We start from the raw sequence: 25,727 nt of genomic DNA, 5'->3' as shown, positions 1-25,727 counted from the left end.
ATCACCGGCTGTCATCCTGCCGCCGGACAGCCGGTACGGCTGTCCGGCGACACCTCCGATCCGATCATTTCCCAGGGAGCTCCCGTGCTTCCCCAACCCGACGCCGGTGTGCAGCGCAGTACCGAGGAAACGAGTGGTTGATCAGGGGCAGTTGACGGCCGTGTCGCCGGTGTCGCGGTTGCAGGTGTCGAAGCCGAGGCCGCCGTCCAGACTGTCGTTGGCGATCATGTTGTCCACGGCGTTGAGGGTGTCGTTGCCCTCGCCGCCGAGGTGCGTGTCGTTGCCGCGGCCCCCGGTGAGGGTGTCGTTGCCCTGGGCACCCCCGAGGGTGTCGTTGCCATCGTCGCCGTTGAGGGTGTCGTTGCCGGCATTGCCGTTGAGGGTGTCGTTGCCGGCCAGCCCGGAGATCGTGTCGTTGCCGGGGCCGCCGTTGATGGTGTCGTTGCCCGGCGTCGCCCGCGGTCCGGTGGCAGCCGGGTCGTCGCCGACGAGCCGGTCCGCCCGGGGGCCGCCGTTGAGGCGGTCGTCACCCGCACCGCCGATCACCGTTCCGGCGGCCTCCAGGTTCGGGGAGATGGTGACGCTGTCATCGGCGTCGTCGGCGTTGACCCTTATCGATGTGACGGGCAGCGGACACTCTGCCGTGTGCGTCCCCGTCGACTGACACGGGGCTACGGCGGATACGGTGTCCCCCGCGTCCGTCACCACGACAACGTTGCCCTGACGCCGGACGGTGATGTCGTTCGCCACACCCTGGTCGGCTGTGACGACCAGGGCGTCGCCCACCTCCTGCACGACCGTGGTCCCGGCCAGGCTTGTGCCGGGGGCCGCACCGGGCGCGGCGAAGGCGGCGGTCAGCGGGGCGCAGGTGAGTGCGCCGATCGCCGCCACCGTGGTGCAGATGCTTCGTGTTCTCATCGGGGCCCGCCTTTTCGTGTTGTCTCGCCGTGTACGGGTACTGGCGTGCTGCTCACTCGCGCTGGTCAGGGGCATCCGCTGACGTTGTCGCCCAAGTCGGCGCGGCAGTCGTCCACGTCGGCGCCGCCTTCGACGTAGTCGTTGCCGCTGACGTTGTCCACGGCGTCGATGGTGTCCCGGCCGTTGCCGCCCTCGGCGTAGTCGTTGCCGGCGCCGGTGACGATCTGCTCGTTGCCGCCGCCGCCGTAGATCACGTCGTTGCCGGCACCGCCGTCCACGATGTCCGAGCCGCCGCGTCCCTCGATGGAGTCATTGCCGGAGCCGCCGAAGATCCTGTCCGCCTCGGCTCCCCCGGTCAGCGTGTCGTTTCCTGCGCCGCCGGAGAGGAAGTCGGATCCCTCGTCGCCTTCGAGGGTGTCGTTGGCGGATCCGCCGTAGAGGTTGTCATTGCCGGCACCGCCGATGAGGGTGACGCCGAGGGCCGCCAGCGAGGAGGTGACGTTGTCGTCCTGGTCGCCGGCGTTGACCACGAGTTCGGTGGTGTCGGCGGCCCTGCAGGCGACTTCGGTCGTGCTGCTGGCGGTGCAGTCGCCGGACGGTGCGACCGTGTCTCCGGTGTCCCTGATTCTGATGCTGCTGCCTGACTGCCAGACGCTGATCGTGTTGCCCCGGCCGACTCCGGCGGTGACCGTGATGGTGGTGCCGGTCTTGTTCACCAGCGTCGTGGCGAGAAGACGTGGCGTCGGTGCGTCGGCCGCGCGGGCCACGCCCGTGAGGCAAAGGGTAAGACCGGACACCGTGGCCAGAAGTGCCACGGTGCGATGGTGCGTTCGCTTCATGACCTGCTCCTGAAATAGGGCGCTGAATTTCGATCTCGCAGCTGTGCGCATTGCTTCTCGGCCGGAATTTCCGGTGCTTGCGCAAAGGAGCGCTTCCTTTGCGGTCTGTCGACCGCAGCCGGGACCGATAGCGGGCCCCGGCGCAGCGCCGGGGAAATGGTGTGGCCGCAAGCGCCGAACGTGCGGCTGCGGCCCATCCCGGCGTGACACCCGGATGTCCTTGCTGCATTCAACAGTCCTCAGTCCGCGCAGACTCGTCCCATTCCGTCATGGCCGACGCCCGCTCGACCCGGTGATCGGCACCGGCGCCTGGGCACCCAGAGCATGTCTGAATGCGAAGCAGTGCTGAAGCCGAATTAGCGCCATTGCCGAATACAACGGTCTCCGCGCGTGGATCGTCCCCCTGGACGGTAATGGGATCATCTGCGGGCATGCCGGCCGTTTGATTTGCATCAGTCCCGGCTGTGTCAATTCACGATTCATCCGTAGCGCATTCAATTAGTCGCTGGTAACGCTGATTCGGCCCGCGGTCGATCTGCAAGGGTTCGGCCTGCCCCCACGGCGTCCAGACCCTTGTCCCGGCCCGCGGGCTCCCCTACGGTGATGCGGAACATGCCGACCAGTTGGTATGCCGGACCGGGTGGAGGCCGTCGTGGCGGACAGTGCGCGCGTGCAGGAGTACTTGGCCGATGTACGGGCCCGCCAGCAGCGCGTATGGCCGGACTCGATGCCGAGGGAGGTGGTGCACCCGCTCGGGCAGCGGCAGCTCACCGACCATCTGCGGCACTGGGCCCGGCGCCATCCCGACCGCGTCGCGATCACCTTCTACGGCGAGCAGATCACGTACGCGGCGCTGGAGGACCTGACGGCGCGGCTGTGCGGCTGGCTGCGGCGCAGCGGCGTACGCCCCGGAGACCGTGTCGGGGTGTTCCTGCCCAACTGCCCCCAGTTCATTGTTGCCATGCTCGGCATCCTGCGCGCCGGAGCCGTGCACGTCCCGGTGAACCCGATGTTCCGGGAGTACGAGCTGCGGCACGAGCTGGCCGACGCCGGGGTAGAGGTCCTGATCACTCTGGACACCCTGCTACCGCTGGTCGAGGCGGTGCGGCCCGACACCGCCGTACGGAACGTACTCGTCACCAGCCTTGCCGACATGCTCCCCTCCGCTCCGGTGCTGCCGCTGCCGCCCGGCCTGGCAGCCGTCGGCTCGGTCGGCAGCGGGTGGGCGCAGGCCGTCGGCGGCGAGCGCGGCCAGGACCAGCCGGCCGACCTGGCCGCGCCCGCCGCCCTCAACTACACCGGAGGGACCACCGGCCTGCCCAAGGGATGCGAACACACCCAGCGGCACATGCTCTACACCGCGGCGACGGCGGCGGCCGCCAGCGGCATGGACCTCTCCGGCGACAACCCCGACGTGCTGCTGATCTACGTGCCGGTCTTCTGGATCGCCGGCGAGGACTTCGGCATCCTGCTGCCGCTGCTCACCGGCAGCGGCATCGTGCTGCTCACCCGGTGGGACCCCGAGGCCGTGCTGCAGGCGATCGAGCGGTACCAAGTGACGCTGATGCTGGGCACGGTCGACAACTACGTCGAGCTGATGGAGCACCCCGGCCTGCCCGGCACCGACCTGTCCAGCCTGGCGCAGCCGCGGGCGATGTCGTTCGTGCGCAAGCTGACACCGGCGATCCGGTCCCGGTGGAGCTCCCTGGTCGGCGAGCACAGCGTGCTGCAGGAGGCGGCGTACGGCATGACCGAGACGCACACGGCGGACTCCTTCACCACCGGGTTCCAGGACGGGGACCACGACCTGCTGACCGAGCCGGTCTTCTGCGGACTGCCCGTGCCGGGAACCGAGTTCATGGTGGCCGACGGGGACAGCGCCGAGCCGCTGCCGCTGGGCGAGCGCGGCGAGATCCTCGTACGCTCCCCGTCCCTGCTCACCGGATACTGGCGGCAGCCGGAGGCCACCGGCCGGGTCCTGCGCGACGGCTGGCTGCACACCGGCGACATCGGAATGATCGATGAGGACGGGTGCCTGCACTACCTCGGCCGCAACAAGGAGATGATCAAGGTCTCGGGTATGAGCGTCTTCCCGTCCGAACTGGAGGCGCTGCTGGCCCGGCACCCGGATGTGCTGACCGCGGCGGTGGTACCGATGGACGATCCCCACCGGGGCCAGGTGCCGCTGGCGTTCGTCCAGCCCCGCCCCGGTGCCGCGCTCGACGCCGAGGGCGTACGCGCGTGGGCGCGGGCGAACATGGCCCCCTACAAGGTGCCCGTGGTGCGGTGCGTCGACGCCCTGCCCATGACCACCACCGGCAAGGTGAAGAAGGGCGAGCTGCTGGAGCAGGCCGCGCGCACCGCCGTGTCTCCGGTGTCCCCGGCCGCTGCCGATGCCTACGGAAAGGACCGGTGACGATGGGTCTGGCCAAGCTGCTGGTCGCCAACCGCGGCGAGATCGCGGTACGGGTGATCCGCGCCGCCCGCGAGCTCGACCTGCTGACGGTGGCGCTGCGCTCCCGCGACGAGGCGGACGCGCTGCACACCCGCATGGCGGACGAGGTCGTGGTGCTCGACGGCGAGGGGCCGGGGGCCTTCCTGGACGCGGCGGCCCTGGTCGGCGCGGCGGTGCGCACGGGCTGCGACGCGGTCCACCCCGGCTACGGGCTGCTGGCCGAGAACGCCGACTTCGCGCAGCGGTGCACTGACGCCGGACTCACCTGGGTCGGGCCACGCCCCGAGGTACTGCGCACCCTCGGCGACAAGACCGCAGCCCGTGAACTCGCCGCGCGCCTTGGCGTGCCGGTGCTGCCGGCGACGTACGGCGACACCGGCATCGAGGAGGCGCGTGCGTTCATGGCCGGCCTCGGCGAGGGTGCCGCGGTGATGGTCAAGGCGGTCGCCGGCGGCGGCGGGCGCGGCATGCGGGCGGTGTACGGGGCAGGGCAGTTGGAGGAGGCCGTCCGGCGCTGCCGTTCGGAGGCCTCGCGCGCCTTCGGCGACGGCGCGGTCTACGTCGAGCAGTTGCTGCGGCGTGCCCGCCATGTCGAGGTGCAGGTGCTCGGCGACGGCACGGGCGCCGTCGTCGGCTACGGCGACCGCGACTGCAGCCTGCAGCGGCACCGGCAGAAGATCGTGGAGATCGCGCCGGCGCCCGGCCTCGACGAGGCGGTGCGGGCCGGGCTGCACGATGCGGCGCTGCGCATGGCCCGGGAGGTCGCCTATGCCGGTCTCGGCACGTTCGAGTTCCTGGTGGACACCGGCGAGGGCTCCTCAGGCTTCTACTTCCTGGAGGCAAACCCGCGCATCCAGGTCGAACACACCGTCACCGAGGAGGTCACCGGCATCGACCTGGTCAAGGCCCAGCTGCGGGTGGCCTCCGGCGAGAGCCTCCACCGCATCGGGGCGGGGCAGGCTCCAGTTCCCCGCGGCTGTGCGGTGCAGGTGCGGGTCAACGCCGAGACGGTCCGCCCCGACGGGACGGTGCTGCCCGCCGCCGGCACGCTGGACGTCTTCTGGCCGCCTGCCGGGCCGGGTGTGCGCGTCGACACCGCCGCGTTCCCCGGCGGCCGGGTCAGCCCGCGCTTCGACTCGCTGCTGGCCAAGCTCGTCGCCCACGACGGTTCCGGCAGCCTGCCCGACACGCTCGCCCGCGCCCGCCGCGCCCTGGCGGAGCTGAGGGTCGAGGGAGTCGCCACCAACGCCGAGGTTTTGCGGCGCCTGTTGGAGGCACCCGAGGTCGTCGCCGGGCGGCTGCACACGGCGCTCTTCGACGAACTCCTGCCCGCACTGGTCCCGCAGGAGACAGACGCGGAGAAGGACGCGGAGGTCCCCGACGCTGTCGAGCCGCAGGGCACGCTCACCGTCACCGCGCCCATGACGGCCACCGTCGTCGACGTCGCCGTCGCCGAAGGCGAGCGCGTAAGGGCCGGAAGCACACTGGTGGTCCTGGAGTCCATGAAGATGGAGCACCTGCTCCAGGCGCCGGGCGACGGCGTGGTCGTCGCCGTACGGGCAGAATTGGGCGAGCTGGCCGAGAACGGTCAGCCGCTGGTGGTGATGGAGGCCACCGGCGCGGCGGACGGTGAGCCGCACCCCGAGGAGCGGCCGGACCCGGACGCCCCACGCGCCGATCTGGAGGAGGTGCGGGCGCGCAAGCGGTTCGGCGACGACGCCGACCGCCCCGAGATGGTCGCTCGGCGGCACGCCGAGGGTCGGCGCACCGCCCGTGAGAACATCGCCGACCTGTGTGACCCGGGCAGTTTCGTCGAGTACGGCGGCCTGGCCATCGCCGCCCAGCGCAGCCGCCGGTCCCTGGACGACCTCATCCGCCGCACCCCCGCCGACGGCCTGGTCGGCGGCGTGGGCACGGTGGGAGCCGACCGGTTCGGCCCCCGGACCGCCCGCGTGGTGGCGATGTCGTACGACTACAGCGTGATGGCCGGCACCCAGGGGGTGATGGGCCACCGCAAGAAGGACCGGCTCTTCGCGTTGGCCGAACAGGCGCACCTGCCCGTCGTCCTGTTCGCCGAAGGGGGCGGCGGCCGGCCGGGCGATGTGGACGGCACGGTGGTCTCCGGCCTGGACTGCATGGCCTTCGCGCTGTTCGCGTCCCTGAGCGGGAAGGTGCCGCTGGTCGGCATCGGCTCGGGGCGCTGCTTCGCCGGCAACGCCGCGCTGCTCGGCTGCTGCGACGTCATCATCGCCACGCCCGAGGCCAGCATCGGCATGGGCGGCCCGGCGATGATCGAGGGCGGGGGACTGGGCAGCTACGTCCCGGAGGACATCGGGCCGGTCGAGGTCCAGCGGGCGAACGGCGTCATCGATCTCGAGGCCGAGGACGACGCGGATGCCGTCCGGCTGACGCGCACGTATCTGTCGTACTTCCAGGGCCCGGTGACGGACTGGGAGTGCCCCGACCAGCGTCGGCTGCGCCATCTCATTCCCGAGAACCGGCGGCGGGCGTACGACGTGCGTGCGGTCATCGCCACCCTCGCCGACGCAGACTCCGTCCTGGAGCTGCGACGGCACTTCGGACGCGGCGTCATCACCGCGCTGGCCCGGGTGGAGGGCCGCCCGTGCGGCATCCTCGCCAACGACCCGCGGCATCTGGGCGGCGCCATCGACTCCGACGCGGCCGACAAAGCGAGCCGCTTCCTGCAGCTGTGCGACGCGTTCGGGCTGCCGGTGGTCTCCCTGTGCGACACACCCGGGTTCATGGTCGGCCCCGAGGCGGAGAAGACCGCGACCGTCCGGCATGTCAGCCGCATGTTCGTCCACGCCTCGGCGCTCACGGTGCCCTTCGGAGTGATCGTGCTGCGCAAGGGCTACGGGCTGGGCGCCCAGGCCATGGCCGGCGGCGGCTTCCGCATCCCCCGGTTCACGGTGGCGTGGCCCACTGGCGAGTTCGGGCCGATGGGCATCGAGGGTGCGGTGCGGCTGGGCTACCGCCGGGAGCTGGCGGCCATCGAGGACGCGGACGAGCGCGAGCGGGAGTTCGCCCGCAGGGTCGCTGCCGCCTACGAGCACGGCAAGGCCCTCAACGTCGCCTCGGTCTTCGAGATCGACGACGTCATCGACCCGGCCGAGTCCCGACGCTGGATCACCGCACTGCTGCATGACCCTGACCCTGAGCCCGGGCAGCGCGGCTCGCGCCGCTGCGTCGACACCTGGTGAAGGCCCGCCGACGCCCGGCACACGGCCCGTGCGTCGGAGAACTGGGCGCCCACGACGGACCACACCAGCGGTCCCAGCGTCCCCACGAGCGTCTTGCAGGTCGCCGCGTCGCCCCGGGCAGCCGAACCAGCGCCTCGACATCGGCATGGTCCAGGTGAGTACACGTACGGGCCCCACGAGGCAGCGCCGGCGCAGGTGGCTGGTGGGGTTCCTGGCCTCGTGCGTGGTGTGGACGCTCGGCGCTCTCGCTTGGGCGGCCGTCGCGCTGCTCACGCCGGCCGGTGACGGTCCGAAGGAGGCAGTGGAGCGCAAGGCGGGGATGCACCACGATCAGCATCAACCCGCGGGGCGCTACTACATACCGACGTACGCGAAGGTGGAGAAGGACGGCACCGCGGTGCTCCGGTACAAGGTGGGCAACAGCCAGGACTCGAGGGTCAAGGACTTCCTTCGTACGTACGACATGACCGCCGAGCCGAAGCGCACCGGCCCGTCGAGGGTGACGTACTCCGACCGCTTCGGCGACGTACGGCAAACGTTCGCGATCATCTACAACCCGTCGCCTGAGCCGGGTGGGTACGACCACGCGCGGATCACCGTCCGAGTCAGAGCACCGACGCAAGCTGAAGGGCGCGAAACAGGCCGGCAGATCTGGAGCCGCGAGCGGCGGCCGCGCAGCTTGGCCGCAGCCCTGAACTCTCGTCCAGCCGCACGCATCGCGGCGAGGCCGACGCCCACGGTCGACCTCGCCGTCGAGCAACGCGACGAGGGATTACGAAGTGCCCCTGATGCGGCCGGTGCCGGATCGTATCGAGGTCATGGGAGTGGAGGTCCTCACCCCGGAGTACCGGCGGATCATGGAGATCGTGGAGCGGCTGTGCCGCCGGGGTGTGCTGAACCTCGCCCTGATGGCGGCGGGCGAGCGCAGCGCCGGGCACCGGCTGCTCGCCGCGGACCGGGTGAGCTGCGCGAGCTGGAGGGGGAGCCGTGGGTGAGGTTCGACCGGGACAGTGCGCTCGACGGTGTGCTGCTGAACGTGCTGCGGGACAACGATCTGACTCCGAACGCGGTCGCCCGCGTGTCCCAGACGGCGGCGGCCGTACGCTGGGCCGCCCACGGGCTGGGGATGACGCTTGTCCCGGCCCGCACTGGTCCCGCATCGTCCCCCGCGCCGACGTGGCTGTCGGCGCATGCCAGATGTGGGGTACCGGCCTGGCGGGACTGACCGTTCAGGACCGCACGTCGCGGAAGGGCTGGTGGAATCCGTAGGTCCGGAGCCACCGTTCGTGGCCGTGATGGCCTGCGGGGGAGTGGCCGTAGGGGCCCGTACGGCGACGATCATCTCGAAGACCCCGCGGCCCGTGACCATCGCCTGACGCATCGTTCGATGCCCACGTCCCCGCAGGAGGTCTGGTGCTGCTGACGGGTGCCCAGTTCCACATCGAACTCTTCGAGGCGGGCCCCGGTGACCGCGGCCTGCCCCGCCCGCGGACCGGCCCCTCACGGGACAACCCCTGCCCGGCAGTGATCCGGTGTGAGTGCCCGCAGTCTGCTCGCCCTCGTCCGGTGGGGACTGGTGCGCGGCGCGGGGGCGAAGTAATGGGCATCCTTTGGCCACTGGGCCCCCGGGCGTGGACGCGGTGCCGGCTCGAGGTGGGGGATGTGCTTGGAGCAGTGCACATACGCCTCCTCCACCGTGATGTGCACCCAGAATTCGGGCCTGCGTCCTGGGGCGGTTTCCACCGGAAGGCGGGGTAGGCCCGCCGCTGCTCCTCGTCCCGGTGGAGCCGAGCGGCGCCATTGACGTGCAGGCCGACGTGGTCATGGGTGAAGTCGACGAAGAGCAGGCCGATGTGAGGTTCTCGGTGATGTTTCCCGCGCTGGCGAGGACCCCGTTGCCACGGTATTCGGGGTAGGTGAGGGTGCCGTCGTCCAGCACGGTGACGAAGCCCGGGGGGCCGGCACGGAATGTGACGTCGCAGGCTCCGCCGGCGTCCGACGTGGACAGGAACGCCATGGTCTGCCGCCCTATGAAGTCCACCATCCGCGGTGTGAGACGGCTCTGCACCTGGCGCTCGTACTTCACCACCCCGTCGATCGGGGACGCCCAGGTCACCCGCGTCTTCGACGTCGCCGCGGGCACCGATCTCCCGTACACCCTCGGCACGGACGGCAGGGTGACGATCGCCGGCATCAACCGCACCCGCACCCCCGAGGACGGCGTCGTCGGGGTCACACTGGACGGCTCCGTACAGCCGGCCGACATCGCCACCGGCAAGACCGCGACCGCCGACAGCGAGGAGACGTCCAAGAGCAACACCGCAGCCAAGGCGGTCGACGGAGCTACCGCCACCCGCTGGTGCGCGAACACCGGCAACACCGGCCACTGACTCAAGGTCGACCTCGGCTCGACCCGCCCGCTGACCGGCACCCGGATCGCCTGGGAACTGGACAAGACCAACTACCAGTACAAGATCGAGGGCTCCACCGACAACAGCACGTGGACCACGCTCGTCGACAACACCGCCAGCCCCGGCACGCGCCAGGTCCAGACGGCCGTGTTCCAGGCCCAGGCACGGTACGTCCGCACCGTCACCGGACTGCCCACCGGGGTGTACGCGTCGATCCGCAACCTGGAGGTCTACGACGTCCTTCACCGCGGACCTCGGCACCTACAAGGTGATCAACCGCAAGAGCGGCAAGGCCTAGCCCCGATCGAATGAGTTGTCGTACCACTCGATGGTGGTGCCGATGAGGCTGGCGGCGACGATGCGCTTGAGGCTGGCGGGGGGTGGGGGAGCGGTCGCGGGGGAGGACATCGGTACCACTTCCAAGCGGTTGGCGGACGTATGCGTGCCGCCATACCGTAGGAATCCGCAGGTCAGTGGCACATGTGGTGGGGCACCATAGTTCTGCGCGCGGAGGTGCGTGCGGTCACCATGAGGGCGCCGCCGGAGCCGCCGCGAGAGCCTCAATCGAGCCCGCGAGCGTGCCGCCCGAGTTGCACTATTCGATCACGATTTGAGAGGTGGGATGCTGACTCCCGTGCTGACTTGGTGCTGGCTACGCTGCGTCTGCTGGTGGTACACCGTCTACGTGGCTCTGACCAGCGCAAATCGGCACTCCGGCACGCGCCGGCACCGGTCAGGGCGCGCCGACCGGCTCCGTGGGACGATCGGCCCACTGGATCGTGGCTTCGGTATGCGAGGAGACCGCAGTGTGCGTTCTGGTCTTTGTTGATCGACGCGTCCCTGCCGGTACGTCGAGGCCCTGGCAGAGGTGTGCGGCCCGCGCTTCGGACGGGGGCGCGGCGTTGACTGACCGGGAACCAAGGGGCTCCGGCGCCGCCCCAGCGCCGCGTTCGGCGCGGCTCGTCGCCGACTTCGCGGCCGTCGGCCGGTGCGCTGCGGCGGTCAAAGCCCGCGGCTTGGGGTGGGTGTGAGTTGTGGCGCGTGAACTGGTGGTCGGTGTCGACGCGGGACACACCGTGACCAAGGCCGTGCTGTTCGATGCCACCGGCCGAGCGGTGGCGCGGGGCAGCGGCCCACTGCCGCTGAAGACCCCTCGGCCTCGCTGGGTCGAGCGGGACATGGACGAGGTGTGGCGGACGGCGCACCAGGCCATCGCCGCCTGTCTCGCCGAGGCCGGTCCGGACGCGGGGCGGGCTGTCGCCGCGGTGGGGGTGGCCGGGCACGGCGACGGACTGTATGCCGTCGACGAGCTCGGCCGGCCGGTGCGCGCCGCGATCGTGGCGATGGACACACGCGCCGAACCGGTGCTGGAGGAGTGGCGGGGCACTCCGGTCTGGTCCCGTGCCCTGGAGTTGTCGGGCACGGTGCCCTTCGCGGGTTCCCCGGCCGCCCTGCTGGCCTGGCTCGCCCGCCATGAACCAGGGGTGCTTCAGCGGGCGCGTTGGCTGTTGTCCTGCAAGGACTGGCTGCGCCTGAGGCTGACGGGTGTGGCGGCCACCGATCCCACGGACGCCAGTGCCTCATTCACCGACATGCGGCGCGGCGGATACTCGCTGGAGCTGCTGGACCTGTACGGCCTCGACGCGCTCGCCGACCTGCTGCCGCCCGTGCTGCCCTGCGACGCGGTGAGCGGAACCGTCACCTGTGAAGCCGCGGCGCTCACCGGGCTCACCGCCGGCACGCCCGTTGTCACGGGCGCCCACGACGTCGACGCCGCCGCGCTCGGGGTCGGCGGCACGACACCGGGCGAACTGTCCCTGATCGCCGGGTCCTTCAGCATCAACCAGGTGATCAGCGAGCGTCCGGTCGTCGATCCGTGCTGGCAGGTCCGTCACTTCGTCCGCCCGGGCCAGTGGATGACCATGTCCACCTCGCCCGCGTCGGTGGCGAACCTGGAGTGGTTCCTGCGGGTCACTGGCGCACCGACCGACCAGCGGTACGGCGTCCACGAGGCGATCGGCCGCGAGGTCGAGGCATGCCTGGACGGTCCGTCGGAGGTGCTGTTCCACCCGTTCGTCTACGGCTCCCCGCACCCGCATCCCGCGTCGGGGACGTTTCTCGGACTGCGTGGCTGGCACGGCCGCGGCCACCTGCTGCGGGCCCTGATGGAAGGCGTGGTCCTCAACCACCGCTGGCACGTCGACGCGCTCTGCTCGAAGCTGCCGGTCACCGGGGCGGCGGCCCGGCTGACCGGCGGGGCCGCACACAGTGCGGTATGGAGCCAGATGTTCGCCGACGCCCTACGGCGGCCGGTCGTGGTGACCGACGTGCAGGAGAGTGCTGCCCGGGGAGCGGCCCTGCTCGCCGCCACCGCCGCCGGACTGCTCGACGACGTGACGGACCCGCGCGCCACCCCCGCCGTACTCAGGCGCCACGAACCCCGTCCCGACCGGGTCGCCGTACTCGACGAGGCGTATGCGGTGTACCGGGAGGCGCTGGAGGCTCTCCGACCGGTCTGGGCTCGCCTGGACACGCCCGAGACTCCGGAGTGAGTGCCGGACGAGCCGGCGACATGAGTGATCGACAGGCATTCGGGCACGGCTGGTGCCGCTACACGGGGATCGGCTCGTCGTCGTGGTGGTACGGCGGCTAGGCGCCCGCGCGGGTGCAGGTGTCGGCAGCGATCTCCACGGCGTAGGACAGCAGCCGGGTGAGGTCGCCGGCCCCGGAGCGGCGACGCCTTCGCGGCTGAGCCGGCCGGCGTGGTGCAGGTGGGCGAGTACCCCGGCGGTGAAGGCGTCGCCCGCTCCCACCGTGCCGACGACCTCGACCACCGGAGCGGGGCGCCCGGGAGCCGAACGTGATCAGGACGAGTCCCGCCCCGGACGCGATCCAGCGTTCGGCCACCGCCTCGTACGGCTCATGCGGCCGGAGCCAGGCCAGGTCCTCGCCGCTCGCCCTCACCACGTCGGCGAGCGCCACCCACTCGGCGAACCGCCGGAGATAGGCGGCGCGGTCGGGGATCAGGCCCGGCCGCACGTTCGGGGCCAGGGACACCAGCCGCCGGCCGGCCTCCCGGCGAATCAGCCCGTCGAGCGTGGAGCCCAGGGGTTCGAGCAGCAGACCCAGCGACCCGAGGTGCAGAGCCGTCCCCGCGGACAGTGCGCCGCCGTCCGGGAGAGCAGCGAGGTGTACAGAGCACAGGCCGCGGTCGGCGGTGCCGTTCGCGTAGAAGGAGGAGGCGGCCGACCCGTCCTCGCGCAGCTGCACAGCGGCGAGAGTGGTGGGGTCGGACGCAGGCAGCGCATGGGTGAGCCGGGTGCCGAATGCCGCGAGGTGCGCGCGTAGGAGATCGCCGAAGTGGTCGTCGGAGAGGCGCGCGAGCAGTGCCGTAGGGACTCGGAGCCGGCCGAGACCGGCGGCGACGTTGAGGCAGGAGCCGCCCCGACGTGGCTGGAAGGCCGCGGCACCCTCGGCCATGCGGGCGGGGGTGAGCTCCACCAGCGCGTCTCCGGCGACGACGACGGCAGGCTGGTCTGCGGGTTCCTGATCACCGGGTTCCGGTCCGGCGCTCATGTGGGTTCCTCGGGGACGGCGGCGGCAAGGTCGTGGGCTGGGCTGGGCTGTTCGGTGGACACCCGTAGCCCCTCAAAGGCTGCTTGACGATAAGTCCGCAGAGATTTTCTCGCAAAATGTGTTAACAACTGCGCAGTCTCCTGCTAATAATTCGGCCATCGAAACGCGCCCGACTCCCCAAGGACGCATCCACACCCCTGCTCGACCCGCCGCGCCTCAGTCGAGGTCCGGGCGAACCAGCACGAGAGGTCCCCGTCACATGGCATCGACCAGATACGCCCTCATAGCCGGCGCCGCCGCCACCGCCCTGCTCGCCACCGCCTGTTCCGGAGCCGGAGCCGGCGGGTCCTCGGGCGGCGGGAAGAGCATCAACGTCCTGATGGTCGGCAACCCGCAGATGGAGGACATCGCGAAGCTGACCAAGGACAACTTCACCAAGGACACCGGGATCAAGGTCAACTTCACGATCCTTCCCGAGAACGAGCTGCGCGACAAAGTCACCCAGGACATCGCCACCCAGGCCGGCCAGTACGACGTCGCCACCATCGGCGCCTACGAGGTGCCCATCTGGGAGAAGAACGGCTGGCTGCACGACTTGGGCTCGTACGCCGACAAGGACAAGAGCTTTGACAAGGCCGACCTGCTCAAGCCGATGGTCCAGTCGCTCACCGGCTCGGACGGCAAGCTCTACGCCCTGCCGTTCTACGGCGAGTCCTCGATGCTCATGTACAACAAGGACGTCATGAAGGCGCAGGGCATCACGGTGCCCGAACGGCCGACCTGGCAGCAGATCGCCGACATCGCGGCCAAGGTCGACGGCGCCGAGCCCGGCATGAAGGGCATCTGCCTGCGCGGTCTGGCCGGCTGGGGCGAGCTGGGTGCGCCGCTGACGTCCATGGTCAACACCTTCGGCGGCACCTGGTTCACCAAGGACTGGAAGGCGCAGGTCAACAGCGGCGGCTTCAAGGAGGCCACGAAATTCTACGTCGACCTGGTCCGCGAGCACGGTGAGGCGGGCGCCCCGCAGGCGGGCTTCACCGAGTGCCTGAACGCGCTGAGCCAGAAGAAGGTCGCGATGTGGTACGACGCGACCAGCGCGGCCGGGTCGCTGGAGGACCCCGCATCCAGCAAGATCGCCGGCAAGGTCGGCTACGCGTACGCGCCGACCGTCGAGACGGACAGCAGTGGCTGGCTGTGGGCCTGGTCGTGGGCCATGCCGAAGACCACGAAGAACGCGGACGCCGCCTCGCAGTTCATGCTGTGGGCCTCCAGTAAGAAGTACGAAAACCTCGTCGGCGAGAAGCTCGGCTGGTCGCGTGTCCCGGCCGGCAAGCGGGCCAGCACGTACGAGATCCCCGAGTACAAGAAGGCCGCCGCGTCGTTCGGTGACATCACCCTGAAGTCCATTGAGGGCGCCGACCCGGCCAACCCGGGCGTCCAGCCCAGGCCGACCGTGGGCATCCAGTACGTGGCCATCCCCGAGTTCCAGGACCTGGGCACCAAGGTGACCCAGGAGATCTCCGCCGCCATCGCAGGCAAGACCAGCGTGGACAAGGCGCTCGACGACGGCCAGAAGCTGGCCGAGGAAGTCGCCAAGCCCTACCAGAAGTGACCTTCAGCGCCCGGCCGGCCTCGTGTCGGCCGGGCGCCGCTCCCCGCGACCGCGGCCGTTACCGGCAGAGGAACCATTCATGACCACGCTCACCGCACCCCCAAGACAGCACCCCCACCCGTCCGTATCCGGAAGTCCTCAGGCACGGCCGCCAAGTGGAAGCGCCGCATCCCGCTGCTGCCCGCGCTGATCTTCACCATCGTCGTCACGCAGTTGCCCTTCGTGGCCACGTTGATCATCTCCACCTTCCAGTGGAACATCCTCAGGCCGGGCGAGAGGCACTTCGTCGGTCTGTCCAACTTCTCGTTCGTCTTCACCGACGAGCGGCTGCGCACGGCCGTGCTCAATACCGTCGTGCTCACCGCGTCGGTGGTGGTCATCAGCGTGATCCTCGGACTCGGCCTGGCCATGCTGCTCGACCGCCGCTTCGCCGGCCGCGGGCTGGCCCGCACCCTGCTCATCGCCCCGTTCCTGGTCATGCCGGTCGCGGCGGCGCTGCTGTGGAAGCACGCCATCTACAACCCCGACTACGGACTGCTCAACGGCACGCTCAACGCCGTCTACCGCTTGTTCGGCGCGGACAACGGCCCCACGGTCGACTGGATCTCCTCCTACCCGATGCCCGCCGTCGTGATCTCGCTGGTCTGGCAGTGGACCCCGTTCATGATGCTGATCCTCCTGGCCGGCCTGCAGGCGCAGCCCGGTGACGTCCTGGAGGCGGCCCGCATGGACGGCGCTTCCGCGCTGCAGACCTTCCGCCACATCACGCTGCCGCACCTGCGCCAGTACATCGAGCTGGGCGTCCTGCTCGGCACGATCTACGTCGTGCAGACCTTCGACGCGGTCTTCACCATCACCCAGGGCGGCCCCGGCTCCCAGACCACCAACCTGCCCTACGAGATCTACATGACCATGTTCCGCAAGTATGAGTACGGCGAGGCAGCCGCCGCCGGTGTCGTCGTCGTCCTCGGCGCGTTCGTCATCGCGACCTTCGCGCTGCGCACCATCGCGTCGCTGTTCCGCGAGGAGGTTTCCCGATGACCCATGCAGCAGTCGCCGCGCCCGGGACCAGGTTCAAGAAGCTCCTGCGCCGTAAGGACGACCATGGCGGTGCGCCGAAGCTGTCGCCGCTGTGGACGTTCGTCGCCTGGCTCGCCACGCTGGCGTTCTTCGCGCCGGTGGCGTGGATGGTGCTCACCTCCTTCCACCAGGAGGCCGACGCGGCCACCAATCCGCCCACCCCCTTCGCCGCCGTCACCTTCGACCAGTACAAACTCCTGTTCAGCCGGGACATCACCCCCTTCCTCCTCAACTCGGCCATGGCCAGCGTCCTTTCCACGATCCTGGTCCTCGCCCTGGCGGTGCCGGCGGCCTACGCGCTGTCCATCAAGCCGGTCGAGAAGTGGACCGACGTGATGTTCTTCTTCCTCTCCACGAAGTTCCTCCCGGCCATCGCGGCCCTGCTGCCGGTGTACCTGATCGTCAAGGACGCCGGGATGCTGGACAACGTGTGGACGCTGGTCATCCTCTACACCGCCATGAACCTCCCGATCGCGGTATGGATGATGCGCTCCTTCCTCGCCGAGGTCCCCAAGGAGATCCTGGAGGCGGCCGAGGTCGACGGCGCGGGCCTGCTCACCGTGCTGTGGCGGGTCGTCGCACCCGTCGCCATGCCCGGCCTCGCCGCCACCTCGCTGATCTGCTTCATCTTCAGCTGGAACGAGTTCATGTTCGCCGTGAACCTCACCGCGACGAAGGCGTCCACCGCGCCGGTCTTCCTGGTCGGCTTCATCACCAACGAGGGCCTGTTCCTGGCCCGGCTGTGCGCGGCGGCCACCCTGGTCTCGCTGCCCGTCCTCATCGCCGGTTTCGCCGCCCAGGACAAGCTCGTACGCGGCCTCTCCCTGGGAGCGGTGAAGTGAGGGCGGCCGTCATCACCCGTCCTGGCAGCGTCGAACTCGCCACCGTCGAGGACCCCGCTCCCGGCGCGCGCGAGGTCGTCGTCGAGGTCGCGGCCACCGGGCTGTGCGGCACAGATCTGCACATCCTCCAGGGGGAGTTCGCCCCGCAGCTGCCCATCATCCCCGGCCATGAGTTCGCCGGGGAGGTCGTGGCCCTCGGTAGCGAGGTCACCGAACTGGCGCTCGGCGACCAGGTCGCCGTGGACCCGTCGCTGTACTGCTTCGAGTGCCACTACTGCCGTCTCGGCCACAACAACCTCTGCGAACGCTGGGCTGCCATCGGCGTCACCCACCCGGGCGCCGCCGCCGAGTACGCCGTGGCGCCCGTCGCCAACTGCGTACGACTGCCCGACCACGTGGACGCCCAGGACGCGGCCCTGATCGAGCCGCTGTCCTGCGCGGTGCGCGGCTACGACGTCCTGCGCAGCCGCATCGCCTCCCGCGTGCTCGTCTACGGCGCCGGAACCATGGGCCTGATGATGCTCCAGCTCGCCAAGGCCACCGGCGCCGCGAGCGTCGACGTCGTCGACATCAACGCCGAACGCCTGGCCACAGCATGGCAGTTGGGCTGCTCCGCCGGTGCCGCGTCCGCCGACGAGCTCGACCGGCCGCCCTACGGATGGGATCTGGTCGTCGACGCCACCGGCAACGCGAAAGCCATTCAGGACGCCCTCGGCCGAGTGGGCAAAGGCGGCACGTATCTGCAGTTCGGGGTCGCCGACTACGCCGCCCGGGCCACCATCGAGCCGTACAAGATCTACAACCAGGAGATCACGATCACCGGCTCCATGGCGGTCCTGCACAGCTTCGAACGCGGCGCGGACCTCTTCGCCACCGGTGTCATCGACCCGCGCGTCTTCATCAGTGACCGCCTCCCCCTGGCGGCGTTCCCGGACGCCGTCGCCCGCTTCCAGGCCGGCATCGGCCGCAAGATCCAGATCCAGCCCGGCCTCGCCACCGCGTGAACGCCCGAACCGAACGGAACCCCCACATGACCGAGCAGATCCGCCGCGTTCTCGTCCGCTCCCTCGACGACATCACCCTCGAGGAGGCGCCCGCCCCCGTCCCCGGAGACGACGAACTCCTGGTGCGCACCACCGTCGTCGGCGTGTGCGGCTCCGACACCCATGCGGCGGGCGGCCACCACCCCTTCATCGACCTGCCCTACCGCCCCGGCCACGAGGCGGTAGGTGTCGTCGCCGCAGCAGGGAAGGGAGCCGAGGACTTCGCGCCCGGAGACCGGGTGATCATCGAGCCCAACCTGTACTGCGGCCGGTGCCCCCAGTGCCGCTCCGGCCGCTACAACATCTGCCAGGAGTTGAAGGTGTTCGGCTGCCAGACGCCCGGCGCCATGGCCGATCTGTTCACCATCCCGGCCGACCGCGTCCACCGCGTTCCCGACGGCATGACCGACATCGAGGCCGCCCTCGTCGAACCCCTGGCCACCCCGGTGCACGCCGCGGCGAAGGCAGGTGACCTCACCGGACGCACGGTCGTCGTGCTCGGCGCCGGGCCCATCGGTCTGCTCGTCCTCGCTGCCTCCCGGCACGCCGGCGCCGCGAGGATCGCCGTCACCGACCTGCTGCCGGGCAAGCGGGACCGCGCCCTGCGTCTCGGAGCCGACACGGCCCTGCCCGCCGATGCCACCGACCTCGCCGACCAGGCCCACGCGGCGCTCGGCGGACCGGCCGACGTGGTGTTCGACTGCGTGGCGCGCGAACAGTCCATCGCCCAGGCCACCGACCTGGTCACCAAGGGCGGCACGATCGTCGTCGTCGGCGTCGGCGCCGCAGGGACCACCCCCGTCCGCCTCGATCTGATCCAGGACCGGGAGATCCGCATCGAGGGCACCCTGATGTACACCGGCGACGACTACCGCACCGCGATGTCCCTGATCTCGTCCGGCGCCATCGACAGCGCCGAGATCGTCACCGCCACCTACCCGCTGGAGGACGCCGCCAAGGCGTTCGCCGCTTCCGTCGACCCCGAGCAGGTCAAGGTGCTGGTCACGGTGGACGGACCGTAGCCCACGGCCGCGCGGGCAGGGACGCAGACATGGACGCGGACACGCACACGCACGTCGTACGCAGCAGCCGCCGCCGCACGAGCGGCCCGAGGCCCGCGAGCCGGACGGGCCCCGACCTGCACCGGCCCGTGTGGGAAACTGCGAGACCGGAGCCAGCGGGAAGGAGGGGCGCATCCGTGACCGCCCGTACGCGACTGTCCCAGGCGGCCGTCGAGGAGCGGCGCCAGGCCGTGCTGCGGTACGTCGCCGAACACGGCGAGACCCGCATCGACGACCTCGCCCGGCACTTCGCCGTCAGCCTGATGACGATGCACCGGGACCTGGACGACCTCACCGGGCGACATCTGCTGCGCAAGGAGCGCGGGCGGGCCGTCGCCTTCCCCGCCCTCACCATGGAGACGGCCACCCGCTTCCGCGAGAACAGCGCCCTCGCGGCCAAGAACGCCATCTGCGCGGCCGTCGCCGGCCGGATCAGGCCGGGCAGCACCGTGCTCATGGAGGACTCGACCACACTGTTCCCCCTGGTCCCGGCGCTGGCCGAGGTGGATCAGCTGCACGTCGTCACCAACTCGGTCGGCCTCGCACAGCGCCTCGGATCCGCCGCCCCCGTGGTGAACGTCACCCTGCTGGGCGGCCACTACCGCGGCGACTTCAACTCCTGCACCGGCCCCACCGTCACCCGCGCCCTGTCCCACATCCGGGCCGACCTCGCCTTGATGTCCGCCACAGCCGTCCTGGAAGGACGCCTCTTCCACCCCCTGAACGACTACGTCGAGGTGAAGCTGGCCATGCTCGCCTCCGCCGAACAGGCGCTGCTCCTGGTGGACCACTCGAAGTTCGGCAAGACCGCCACGTACGCGTACGGCACCGTTGCCGACTACCACACAGTCATCACCGACACCGCCACCCCCGACGCGGAACTCGCGGCCATACGCGACCTCGGAGTCCCCGTCGAGACGGTCGAACCCGAAGAGCCTTCCCTGTGACCCGCACCCTGTTCGAAACCCCGAGCGCCTACCGCCCCAGCGACGCCGAGATGGCCGCGCCGGTGCCCCCGGTCAAGGCCGTCCTGTTCGACTTCAGCAACACGCTCTTCCAGATGATCGACCTGGAGACGTGGCTGCGCCGGGTCGGCTCCGCCGCCGGCCGCCTGGTCGTGCTGGACGAGCCCGGCGCAGTGGCCAAAATCTCCGACCAGTTGCGCGCCGCCTTCCGGCTGCCCTCCGTCGTATCCCTCCAGGAAGGCCGTGATCTCTCTTCCGCACAGCACCGCCGCGCCATGTGGGGATGGTGGGAGCAGGTGGACTTCCTGCGCGGCGCGGAGGAGGCGGCCTACCGGGAGCTCACCGCTCCGGACACCTGGGTTCCCTATCCCGACACCGCACCGGTCCTGCGTACCCTGCACCAGCGCGGACTGCGCGTCGGCATCGTCAGCGACTTCGCCTGGGACCTGCGCACCCACCTAGCCCACCACGGGCTGAACGCCTTGATCGACACCTGCGTGATCTCCTACGAGCAGGGCCGCGAAAAGCCCGACCCGCAGCTGTTTCTCAAAGCCTGCGCCGATCTCGGCGCGGACCCCCGCGCCACCCTCATGGTCGGCGACAACCCGGTCCGCGACGGCGGCGCGGCCGCCTGCGGTCTGCGCACGTACATCCTGCCGGCGGAACACCGCACGGGAGAGCGCGGCCTGACGGATGTGCAGCGGCTCGTGATCTGAGGGTGGAGCCGTCTCCTTGAGGCGTGCCAGGAACCTGCCTGTCGCGCGGGGCCGGGCTTCGGGTAGCCGCGTGGTTTCGCGGGATGTCAGCGCTCACAGGACAGCACCGTCAGCGTTCGGAATAACTCTTCCAGCCGCCTTCATGGCGGCGGCCCGTCGAGGTCAGCTGACGGGGGAGGAGGCCGGCAGGTGCTGGTCGGCGGCCCAGGAGGCGAGGATGCGGAGCCGTTCGTGGGTGGGGGAGCCGGGCCCGGCGGTCCAGACGGTGAGGTGCTGGTCGGGGTCGGTGTTGGCGGTGAGGGTGTCCCAGTCCAGGACGAGTTCGCCGACGACCGGATGGTTGAGGGTCTTCGTTCCCACGGTGCGGGCGGCGACGTGGTGATCGCCCCACCAGCGGGCGAACTGCTTGTCACGCATGGACAGTTCACCGACCAGCTCGATCAGGCGCGGGTCTTCGGGATACTTCGCGGCCTCCATGCGCAGTTGGGCGACGGCGATGTGCGCGGAGCTCTCCCAGTCGGCGTACAGGGTGCGCATGGCGGGGTCCGTGAAGATGATCCGCGGGTAGTTGCGGTGCCTTTCCGCGAGGCGGGAGAAGTCGGTGACCAGGGCGGCGGCCAGCGCGTTCCAGGCAAGAATGTCCCCGCGCCGGCCCTGCACGATGGCCGGAGTGGCGGTGAGGTCGTCCAGGACCCGCTGCAGTTGTGGTTGGACCTTCTGCCGGCCGCGGCGCCGGGTGCGGGTGGTGGTCTTTCCGGCGAGCTGGAAGAGGTAGCCCCGCTCGTCGTCGTCCAGGTGGAGTACCCGGGCGAGGACATCCAGCACGGGCGCTGACGCCTGCATACGGCCCTGTTCCAGACGCGTGTAGTAGTCGGTGCTGATGCTGGCGAGCTGGGCGACCTCCTCGCGGCGCAGCCCCTCCACCCGGCGGGGCCTGTCGATCTCGGGCAGTCCGACGGTGCGCGGGCTCAGCTCGGAGCGGCGCTTCTTGAGGAATTCTCCCAGCTCATTGAGGGGAACGTTGGCGGTCATGCTTCCCAGCATGACACCGATCGCACCTGTGTAAGGGGGGAGAATTTCCTCCCCGGATGTTTCCCTCCCGGGATAGTTCTCTCCGCTTTTCGCGCCTGCCCTCGCGTGTGAGGCTCGACCGTGAGCAGTCGCATTCCTCACCACGGCTGCGGTCCACAGACCCCCCACTGAAGGAAGCACCCCATGCGCGGAGCAGTCATCCACGCCCCCGGCGACGTGCGCTTCGAGAACCTCGACGACCCGAAGATCATTGAGCCGACCGACGCGGTGATCCGTACGGTCGCCACCTGTGTGTGCGGCTCGGACCTGTGGCCGTATCGCGGTCTCGAGCCGGTCGGCGACCCGCACCCGATGGGGCACGAGTACGTCGGCATCGTCGAGGAGGTGGGCAGCGAGGTCGCGGGCGTCGCGCCGGGCCAGTTCGTGGTCGGTTCCTTCGCCACCTCGGACAACACCTGCGTGAACTGCCTGAACGGCTGGCAGTCCTCCTGTCTGAACCGTGAGTTCATGAGCACCTGCCAGGCCGAGTACGTGCGCATCCCCAACGCCCACGGCACCCTGGTCGCCACGGACGAGCACCCGGACGCCGAGATGGTGCCCGGCCTGCTCGCCGTGTCCGACGTGATGGGCACCGGCTGGTACGCCGCCCTCGCCGCCGAGGTGAAGCCCGGCTCGACGGCCGTAGTGGTCGGTGACGGTGCGGTCGGCCTGTGCGGTGTCATCGCGGCGAAGGAACTCGGCGCGGAGCGGGTCATCGCCATGAGCCGTCACGAGTCCCGGCAGAGGCTCGCCCTCGAATTCGGCGCCACCGACATCGTGGCCGATCGCGGCGATGAAGGCGTCGCTCGCGTCAAGGACCTCACCGGCGGCATCGGCGCCGACTCGGTCCTGGAGTGCGTCGGCACCCCAGAGGCCATGCGACAGGCCCTGCACTCCGCCCGCCCCGGCGGCAACGTCGGCTTCGTCGGCGTCCCGCACGAGGTGGCCATCGACGGCGAGGAACTGTTCTTCTCCCACGTCGGCCTGCGCGGCGGCCCCGCCCCCGTCCGCCGCTACCTGCCCGACCTGATCGACCGCGTGCTGACCGGCCGCATCGACCCGGGCAAGGTCTTCGACCTCACTCTGTCCCTGGACCAGGTCGCCGAGGGTTACCGGGCGATGGACGAGCGCCGCGCCGTCAAGGCCCTGCTCAAGCCCTGAGCGCAGACGCGTCCACACCCGGGGCCGCACCGAGGAGGTGCGGCCACAGGACGGCAACCACCCCCGCTCACACAAGGACTGACCATGACGACCTTCGCCCTCGTCGGCGCCGGCCCCGGTCTCGGGCTGCCACCGCCCGCCGCTTCGGAGCCGCCGGCCACACCGTCGCCCTCATCGCCCGCGACGCGGAGAAGCTGGACGGCCTGACGGCCGAACTCGCCCGTGACGGCATCCAGGCGCGCGGCTACACGGCCGACGTCCTCGACATCGAGTCCCTGACCGCGGCCCTGTACGCGGCCGCGGCCGACCTGGGGCCCATCGAGATCCTCCAGTACAGCCCGGTGCCCCAGGCCCACTTCATGAAGCCGGTCCTCGACACGAGCGCCGACGACCTCGACGCCCCGCTCGCCTTCTCCGTCAAGGGCCCCGTCACGGCGGTGAACACCGTCCTGCCCGGCATGCGCGAACTCGGCCGCGGCACCCTGCTCTTCGTCAACGGCTCCAGCGCCGTACGTCCCAACCCGAAGGTCGCCGGCACCTCGATCGCCTTCGCCGCCGAGAGCGCCTACGCCCGCATGCTCCACGACACGCTCGCCCCGGCGAACATCCACGCCGCCCAGCTGATCATCCCCGGAGCCATCCGGCCCGACGCCGAGCACAGCAGCCCCGACGTCCTGGCCCAGCGCCTGTACGACATCCACACCAAGCGGGACGGCTTCCGCCACTACTCCGAGCCTCTGCCCGACTAGCCACAGGACGATCCCGTGAACCCCGCCCCCCTCCGCGCTCTCGCCCGCGTGGTCCCGGCCGCCGCCCTGCTGCTGGTCATGACCGCCTGCGCCGACGATTCCCCGCCCTCCTCTGCCTCCTCCGCCGCCGCATCCTCCGAGCCCGCGTCGGCGCAGGCTTCGACGGCCCCGGCAGCCACCACACCGACCGGCAGGACAACCGCGATGAACATCCGGCTCACCCTCGACGGCCACCACATCGCCGCCACCCTGAACGACAGCCCCACGGCCCGCGACTTCGCCGCCGAGCTCCCCCTGACCCTCTCCCTGCGCGACCTCAACCAGGCCGAGAAGATCGCCGATCTGCCCCGGAAGCTGTCCACCTCCGGCGCCCCGGAAGGCGCCGATCCCGAGGTCGGTGACCTGGCGTACTACGCTCCCTGGAACCAGCTCGCCACCTACTACCGCGACGCCCCCTACGCGACCGGCCTGGTCATCCTCGGGCACATGGCCGACGGCGGCGCCGAGCAGCTCGCCACCGCCGACGAGATCACCATCGAAGCCGCGCCCTGACCCGCCCCACCGCTCGCCCGTGCATGAAGGGGGGAGGAGATCATCCCCTTTTCGTCCGGTTCGCTGCATGGAACCGTCGAAGACGTGGCCGCGCCGTCCACTGTCCGCCGCGACGGCTTCAGCCGCCACCAAGATCGCCCGTTTTCCATGCAAGGAGAGACCACACGTATGCCTTCCGCGTCCGGGACCACCTCCGGCAAGCTTCCCTTCGTCGTCTGGGTGCTCGCCGCCGGCACGTTCCTGATGGGGACCACCGAGTTCGTCGTCGCCGGCCTGCTGCCGGAGCTGGCCGGTGACCTCGGTGTCAGCGTCTCCCGCGCCGGCCTGCTGATCACCGCCTTCGCCATCGGCATGATCGTCGGCGCGCCGACCATGGCCATGGCGACCCTGCGCCTCCCTCAGCGCCTGACGCTGATCCTGGCCTTGTCCGTGTTCTGCCTCGGACATCTCGTCGCCGCCCTCAGCACGTCCTTCATGATCGTCCTCGCGGCCCGCGTCGTCACGGCCCTGGCCACCGGAGCGTTCTGGTCCGTCGGCTTCGTCGTCGCCACCACCGCCGCAGGCCCGCACAACGCCACCCGCGCCACGGGCGTCATGATCGGAGGGCTGACCCTGGCCAACGTCGTCGGCGTGCCGATCGGCTCGTTCGCCGGCCAGTTCACCGGCTGGCGCGGCCCCTTCTGGGCCCTGGCCGTCCTCTCCGGGCTCGCCGCCGTGTTCATCGGCCGCTTCATCCCGGCCCGGGAGCAGCGAGTCGAGGTGTCCGTCCGGGCCGAGGTCCGGGCTCTGCGCCAGGGCCGACTGTGGCTGGCGCTCGGCGCCGCGATGCTGATCATGGGCGGTGTCCTGGCGACGTACACCTATGTCACGCCGCTGCTGACCGACCGCGCGGGCATCCCCGCAGGCGCCGTACCGCTCGTCCTCATCGCCTTCGGCGTCGGCGCCCTGGGCGGCACCACCACGGGCGGCCGCCTGGGCGACCGGCGTCCGATGGTCACCACCATCACGGCCGCCGCGGCTACGGCTCTGGTCCTGTTCCTGATGATCCCGCTGTCCGGCAATCCGGTGACAGGGACCCTCCTGGTCTTCCTCATGGGCCTGACCGGCTTCACGGTCAACCCGGTCGTCACCGCCCTCGCCATGCGCTTCGCGGGTGACGCGCCCACCCTCACCTCGGCGCTGACGACCTCCGCCTTCAACACCGGCATCGCCGCCGGTTCGGCGATCGCGGGTACGGCCCTGGACTCCTCCCTCGGCCTGACCGGCCCGCCCCTGGTCGGCACCGTCATCGCCACCCTCACGCTGCTGCCCCTGATCGCCCTCGCCGTCCACGGCCCGTACCACAAGGGCCGGATCGTGGCCCGGAGCAGCGCTCCCGCGCAACAGCGACGCGACGAACCCGCGCAGGTGCCGACGCAGCACTGACTCAAGCCTGGATCCGCGTACTGCCGACGA

General features: G+C 70.5%; 20 protein-coding genes and 3 pseudogenes. 17 read left to right on the top strand and 6 right to left on the bottom strand.

Translation table 11 applies throughout. The annotated features are described in order from the left end of the window. Positions 1–141: 141 nt before the first annotated feature. Positions 142–918 carry a calcium-binding protein gene (locus OHO27_RS01120; protein ID WP_328419405.1) on the bottom strand — a complete coding sequence of 259 codons (777 nt, stop codon included), beginning with the start codon at positions 916–918 and terminating at the stop codon, positions 142–144. A 65-nt stretch (positions 919–983) separates the two neighbouring features. Next, positions 984–1,757 (bottom strand): calcium-binding protein, encoded by a 774-nt coding sequence (locus tag OHO27_RS01115; RefSeq protein ID WP_328419404.1) that lies wholly within the window; start codon positions 1,755–1,757, stop codon positions 984–986. 652 nt (positions 1,758–2,409) lie between these two features. Between OHO27_RS01115 and OHO27_RS01110 the strand changes: the two genes are divergently transcribed. Together OHO27_RS01110 and OHO27_RS01105 are read left to right on the top strand one after the other, a co-directional pair. Continuing rightward, positions 2,410–4,173 (top strand): AMP-binding protein, encoded by a 1,764-nt coding sequence (locus OHO27_RS01110; RefSeq protein ID WP_328419403.1) that lies wholly within the window; start codon positions 2,410–2,412, stop codon positions 4,171–4,173. Between the two features lie 2 nt (positions 4,174–4,175). Further along, complete coding sequence (locus tag OHO27_RS01105; RefSeq protein WP_328419401.1) at positions 4,176–7,433, top strand: carboxyl transferase domain-containing protein; 3,258 nt, start codon at positions 4,176–4,178, stop codon at positions 7,431–7,433. 354 nt (positions 7,434–7,787) lie between these two features. On the opposite strand, the gene OHO27_RS01100 is transcribed toward OHO27_RS01105, so the two are convergent. Next, entirely contained in the window at positions 7,788–7,982 is a 195-nt protein-coding gene (locus OHO27_RS01100; protein WP_328419399.1) for a hypothetical protein, read from the bottom strand. Between the two features lie 317 nt (positions 7,983–8,299). Here OHO27_RS01100 and OHO27_RS01095 point away from each other — a divergent pair. Further along, a pseudogene (locus tag OHO27_RS01095) lies at positions 8,300–8,589 on the top strand (LysR family transcriptional regulator substrate-binding protein); the annotation flags it as partial. Between the two features lie 344 nt (positions 8,590–8,933). Here the strand turns inward: OHO27_RS01095 and OHO27_RS01090 are convergent. Continuing rightward, positions 8,934–9,522 (bottom strand): annotated as a pseudogene (locus tag OHO27_RS01090) (pyridoxamine 5'-phosphate oxidase family protein). Here OHO27_RS01090 and OHO27_RS01085 point away from each other — a divergent pair. From OHO27_RS01085 to OHO27_RS01075, 3 genes are all read left to right on the top strand, one after another. After that, positions 9,485–9,823, top strand: a complete 339-nt coding sequence (locus OHO27_RS01085) for a hypothetical protein (RefSeq protein WP_328430732.1) — start codon at positions 9,485–9,487, stop codon at positions 9,821–9,823. The pseudogene OHO27_RS01090 and the gene OHO27_RS01085 overlap by 38 nt on opposite strands. Before the next feature lie 30 nt (positions 9,824–9,853). Further along, positions 9,854–10,156, top strand: a complete 303-nt coding sequence (locus OHO27_RS01080) for a galactose-binding domain-containing protein (RefSeq protein WP_328430312.1) — start codon at positions 9,854–9,856, stop codon at positions 10,154–10,156. Positions 10,157–10,878: 722 nt separating this feature from the next. Then, entirely contained in the window at positions 10,879–12,396 is a 1,518-nt protein-coding gene (locus OHO27_RS01075; protein ID WP_328419397.1) for an FGGY-family carbohydrate kinase, read from the top strand. Between the two features lie 97 nt (positions 12,397–12,493). On the opposite strand, the gene OHO27_RS01070 is transcribed toward OHO27_RS01075, so the two are convergent. Continuing rightward, positions 12,494–13,420 (bottom strand): PfkB family carbohydrate kinase, encoded by a 927-nt coding sequence (locus OHO27_RS01070; RefSeq protein ID WP_328419395.1) that lies wholly within the window; start codon positions 13,418–13,420, stop codon positions 12,494–12,496. A gap of 259 nt (positions 13,421–13,679) precedes the next feature. On the opposite strand from OHO27_RS01070, the gene OHO27_RS01065 reads away from it, so the two are divergent. The 7 genes from OHO27_RS01065 to OHO27_RS01035 all read left to right on the top strand — a co-directional run bounded on the left by OHO27_RS01065 (position 13,680) and on the right by OHO27_RS01035 (position 20,739). Next, entirely contained in the window at positions 13,680–15,032 is a 1,353-nt protein-coding gene (locus OHO27_RS01065; RefSeq protein WP_328419393.1) for an ABC transporter substrate-binding protein, read from the top strand. Between the two features lie 75 nt (positions 15,033–15,107). After that, entirely contained in the window at positions 15,108–16,073 is a 966-nt protein-coding gene (locus tag OHO27_RS01060) for a carbohydrate ABC transporter permease (protein WP_443059685.1), read from the top strand. Beyond that, the gene (locus OHO27_RS01055; RefSeq protein WP_328419391.1) at positions 16,070–16,954 is read left to right on the top strand and encodes a carbohydrate ABC transporter permease; all 885 of its coding nucleotides are present in this window, start codon (positions 16,070–16,072) and stop codon (positions 16,952–16,954) included. The genes OHO27_RS01060 and OHO27_RS01055 overlap by 4 nt, the downstream gene beginning before the upstream one ends. Further along, positions 16,951–17,958 (top strand): zinc-dependent alcohol dehydrogenase family protein, encoded by a 1,008-nt coding sequence (locus tag OHO27_RS01050; protein WP_328419389.1) that lies wholly within the window; start codon positions 16,951–16,953, stop codon positions 17,956–17,958. The genes OHO27_RS01055 and OHO27_RS01050 overlap by 4 nt, the downstream gene beginning before the upstream one ends. 26 nt (positions 17,959–17,984) lie before the next feature. Then, positions 17,985–19,019, top strand: a complete 1,035-nt coding sequence (locus tag OHO27_RS01045; protein WP_328419387.1) for a zinc-dependent alcohol dehydrogenase — start codon at positions 17,985–17,987, stop codon at positions 19,017–19,019. Between the two features lie 176 nt (positions 19,020–19,195). Further along, positions 19,196–20,005, top strand: coding sequence for a DeoR/GlpR family DNA-binding transcription regulator (locus tag OHO27_RS01040; protein ID WP_328419385.1), 810 nt, complete (start codon positions 19,196–19,198; stop codon positions 20,003–20,005). Then, positions 20,002–20,739: an HAD family hydrolase gene (locus OHO27_RS01035; RefSeq protein WP_328419383.1), complete on the top strand. Its 738-nt coding sequence runs from the start codon at positions 20,002–20,004 to the stop codon at positions 20,737–20,739. Before OHO27_RS01040 ends, OHO27_RS01035 begins: the two co-directional genes overlap by 4 nt. A gap of 162 nt (positions 20,740–20,901) precedes the next feature. Here OHO27_RS01035 and OHO27_RS01030 read toward each other — a convergent pair whose 3' ends face one another. Continuing rightward, positions 20,902–21,783, bottom strand: coding sequence for a helix-turn-helix domain-containing protein (locus tag OHO27_RS01030; RefSeq protein WP_328419380.1), 882 nt, complete (start codon positions 21,781–21,783; stop codon positions 20,902–20,904). Positions 21,784–21,954: 171 nt separating this feature from the next. Between OHO27_RS01030 and OHO27_RS01025 the strand changes: the two genes are divergently transcribed. The 4 genes and pseudogenes from OHO27_RS01025 to OHO27_RS01010 all read left to right on the top strand — a co-directional run bounded on the left by OHO27_RS01025 (position 21,955) and on the right by OHO27_RS01010 (position 25,697). Then, the gene (locus OHO27_RS01025) at positions 21,955–22,971 is read left to right on the top strand and encodes a zinc-dependent alcohol dehydrogenase family protein (protein ID WP_328419378.1); all 1,017 of its coding nucleotides are present in this window, start codon (positions 21,955–21,957) and stop codon (positions 22,969–22,971) included. Between the two features lie 84 nt (positions 22,972–23,055). Beyond that, positions 23,056–23,720: pseudogene (locus OHO27_RS01020) on the top strand (SDR family NAD(P)-dependent oxidoreductase). Positions 23,721–23,735: 15 nt separating this feature from the next. Next, positions 23,736–24,272, top strand: a complete 537-nt coding sequence (locus OHO27_RS01015) for a cyclophilin-like fold protein (protein WP_328419376.1) — start codon at positions 23,736–23,738, stop codon at positions 24,270–24,272. 168 nt (positions 24,273–24,440) lie between these two features. Continuing rightward, positions 24,441–25,697, top strand: a complete 1,257-nt coding sequence (locus tag OHO27_RS01010) for an MFS transporter (protein WP_328419374.1) — start codon at positions 24,441–24,443, stop codon at positions 25,695–25,697. Positions 25,698–25,727: the final 30 nt, after the last annotated feature.

It is taken from the genome of Streptomyces sp. NBC_00443, from assembly GCF_036014175.1.
Taxonomy (GTDB): domain Bacteria; phylum Actinomycetota; class Actinomycetes; order Streptomycetales; family Streptomycetaceae; genus Streptomyces.
This window is presented reverse-complemented; position numbering and strand designations above follow the sequence as displayed.

Bases quoted from the DNA above. Each gene is read 5' to 3' on its own strand.
- OHO27_RS01120 (WP_328419405.1), bottom strand. From the start codon at position 918: ATGAGAACACGAAGCATCTGCACCACGGTGGCGGCGATCGGCGCACTC.
- OHO27_RS01115 (WP_328419404.1), bottom strand. From the start codon at position 1,757: ATGAAGCGAACGCACCATCGCACCGTGGCACTTCTGGCCACGGTGTCC.
- OHO27_RS01105 (WP_328419401.1), top strand. From the start codon at position 4,176: ATGGGTCTGGCCAAGCTGCTGGTCGCCAACCGCGGCGAGATCGCGGTA.
- OHO27_RS01100 (WP_328419399.1), bottom strand. From the start codon at position 7,982: ATGATCGCGAACGTTTGCCGTACGTCGCCGAAGCGGTCGGAGTACGTC.
- OHO27_RS01070 (WP_328419395.1), bottom strand. From the start codon at position 13,420: ATGAGCGCCGGACCGGAACCCGGTGATCAGGAACCCGCAGACCAGCCT.
- OHO27_RS01065 (WP_328419393.1), top strand. From the start codon at position 13,680: ATGGCATCGACCAGATACGCCCTCATAGCCGGCGCCGCCGCCACCGCC.
- OHO27_RS01055 (WP_328419391.1), top strand. From the start codon at position 16,070: ATGACCCATGCAGCAGTCGCCGCGCCCGGGACCAGGTTCAAGAAGCTC.
- OHO27_RS01045 (WP_328419387.1), top strand. From the start codon at position 17,985: ATGACCGAGCAGATCCGCCGCGTTCTCGTCCGCTCCCTCGACGACATC.
- OHO27_RS01030 (WP_328419380.1), bottom strand. From the start codon at position 21,783: ATGCTGGGAAGCATGACCGCCAACGTTCCCCTCAATGAGCTGGGAGAA.
- OHO27_RS01025 (WP_328419378.1), top strand. From the start codon at position 21,955: ATGCGCGGAGCAGTCATCCACGCCCCCGGCGACGTGCGCTTCGAGAAC.
- OHO27_RS01010 (WP_328419374.1), top strand. From the start codon at position 24,441: ATGCCTTCCGCGTCCGGGACCACCTCCGGCAAGCTTCCCTTCGTCGTC.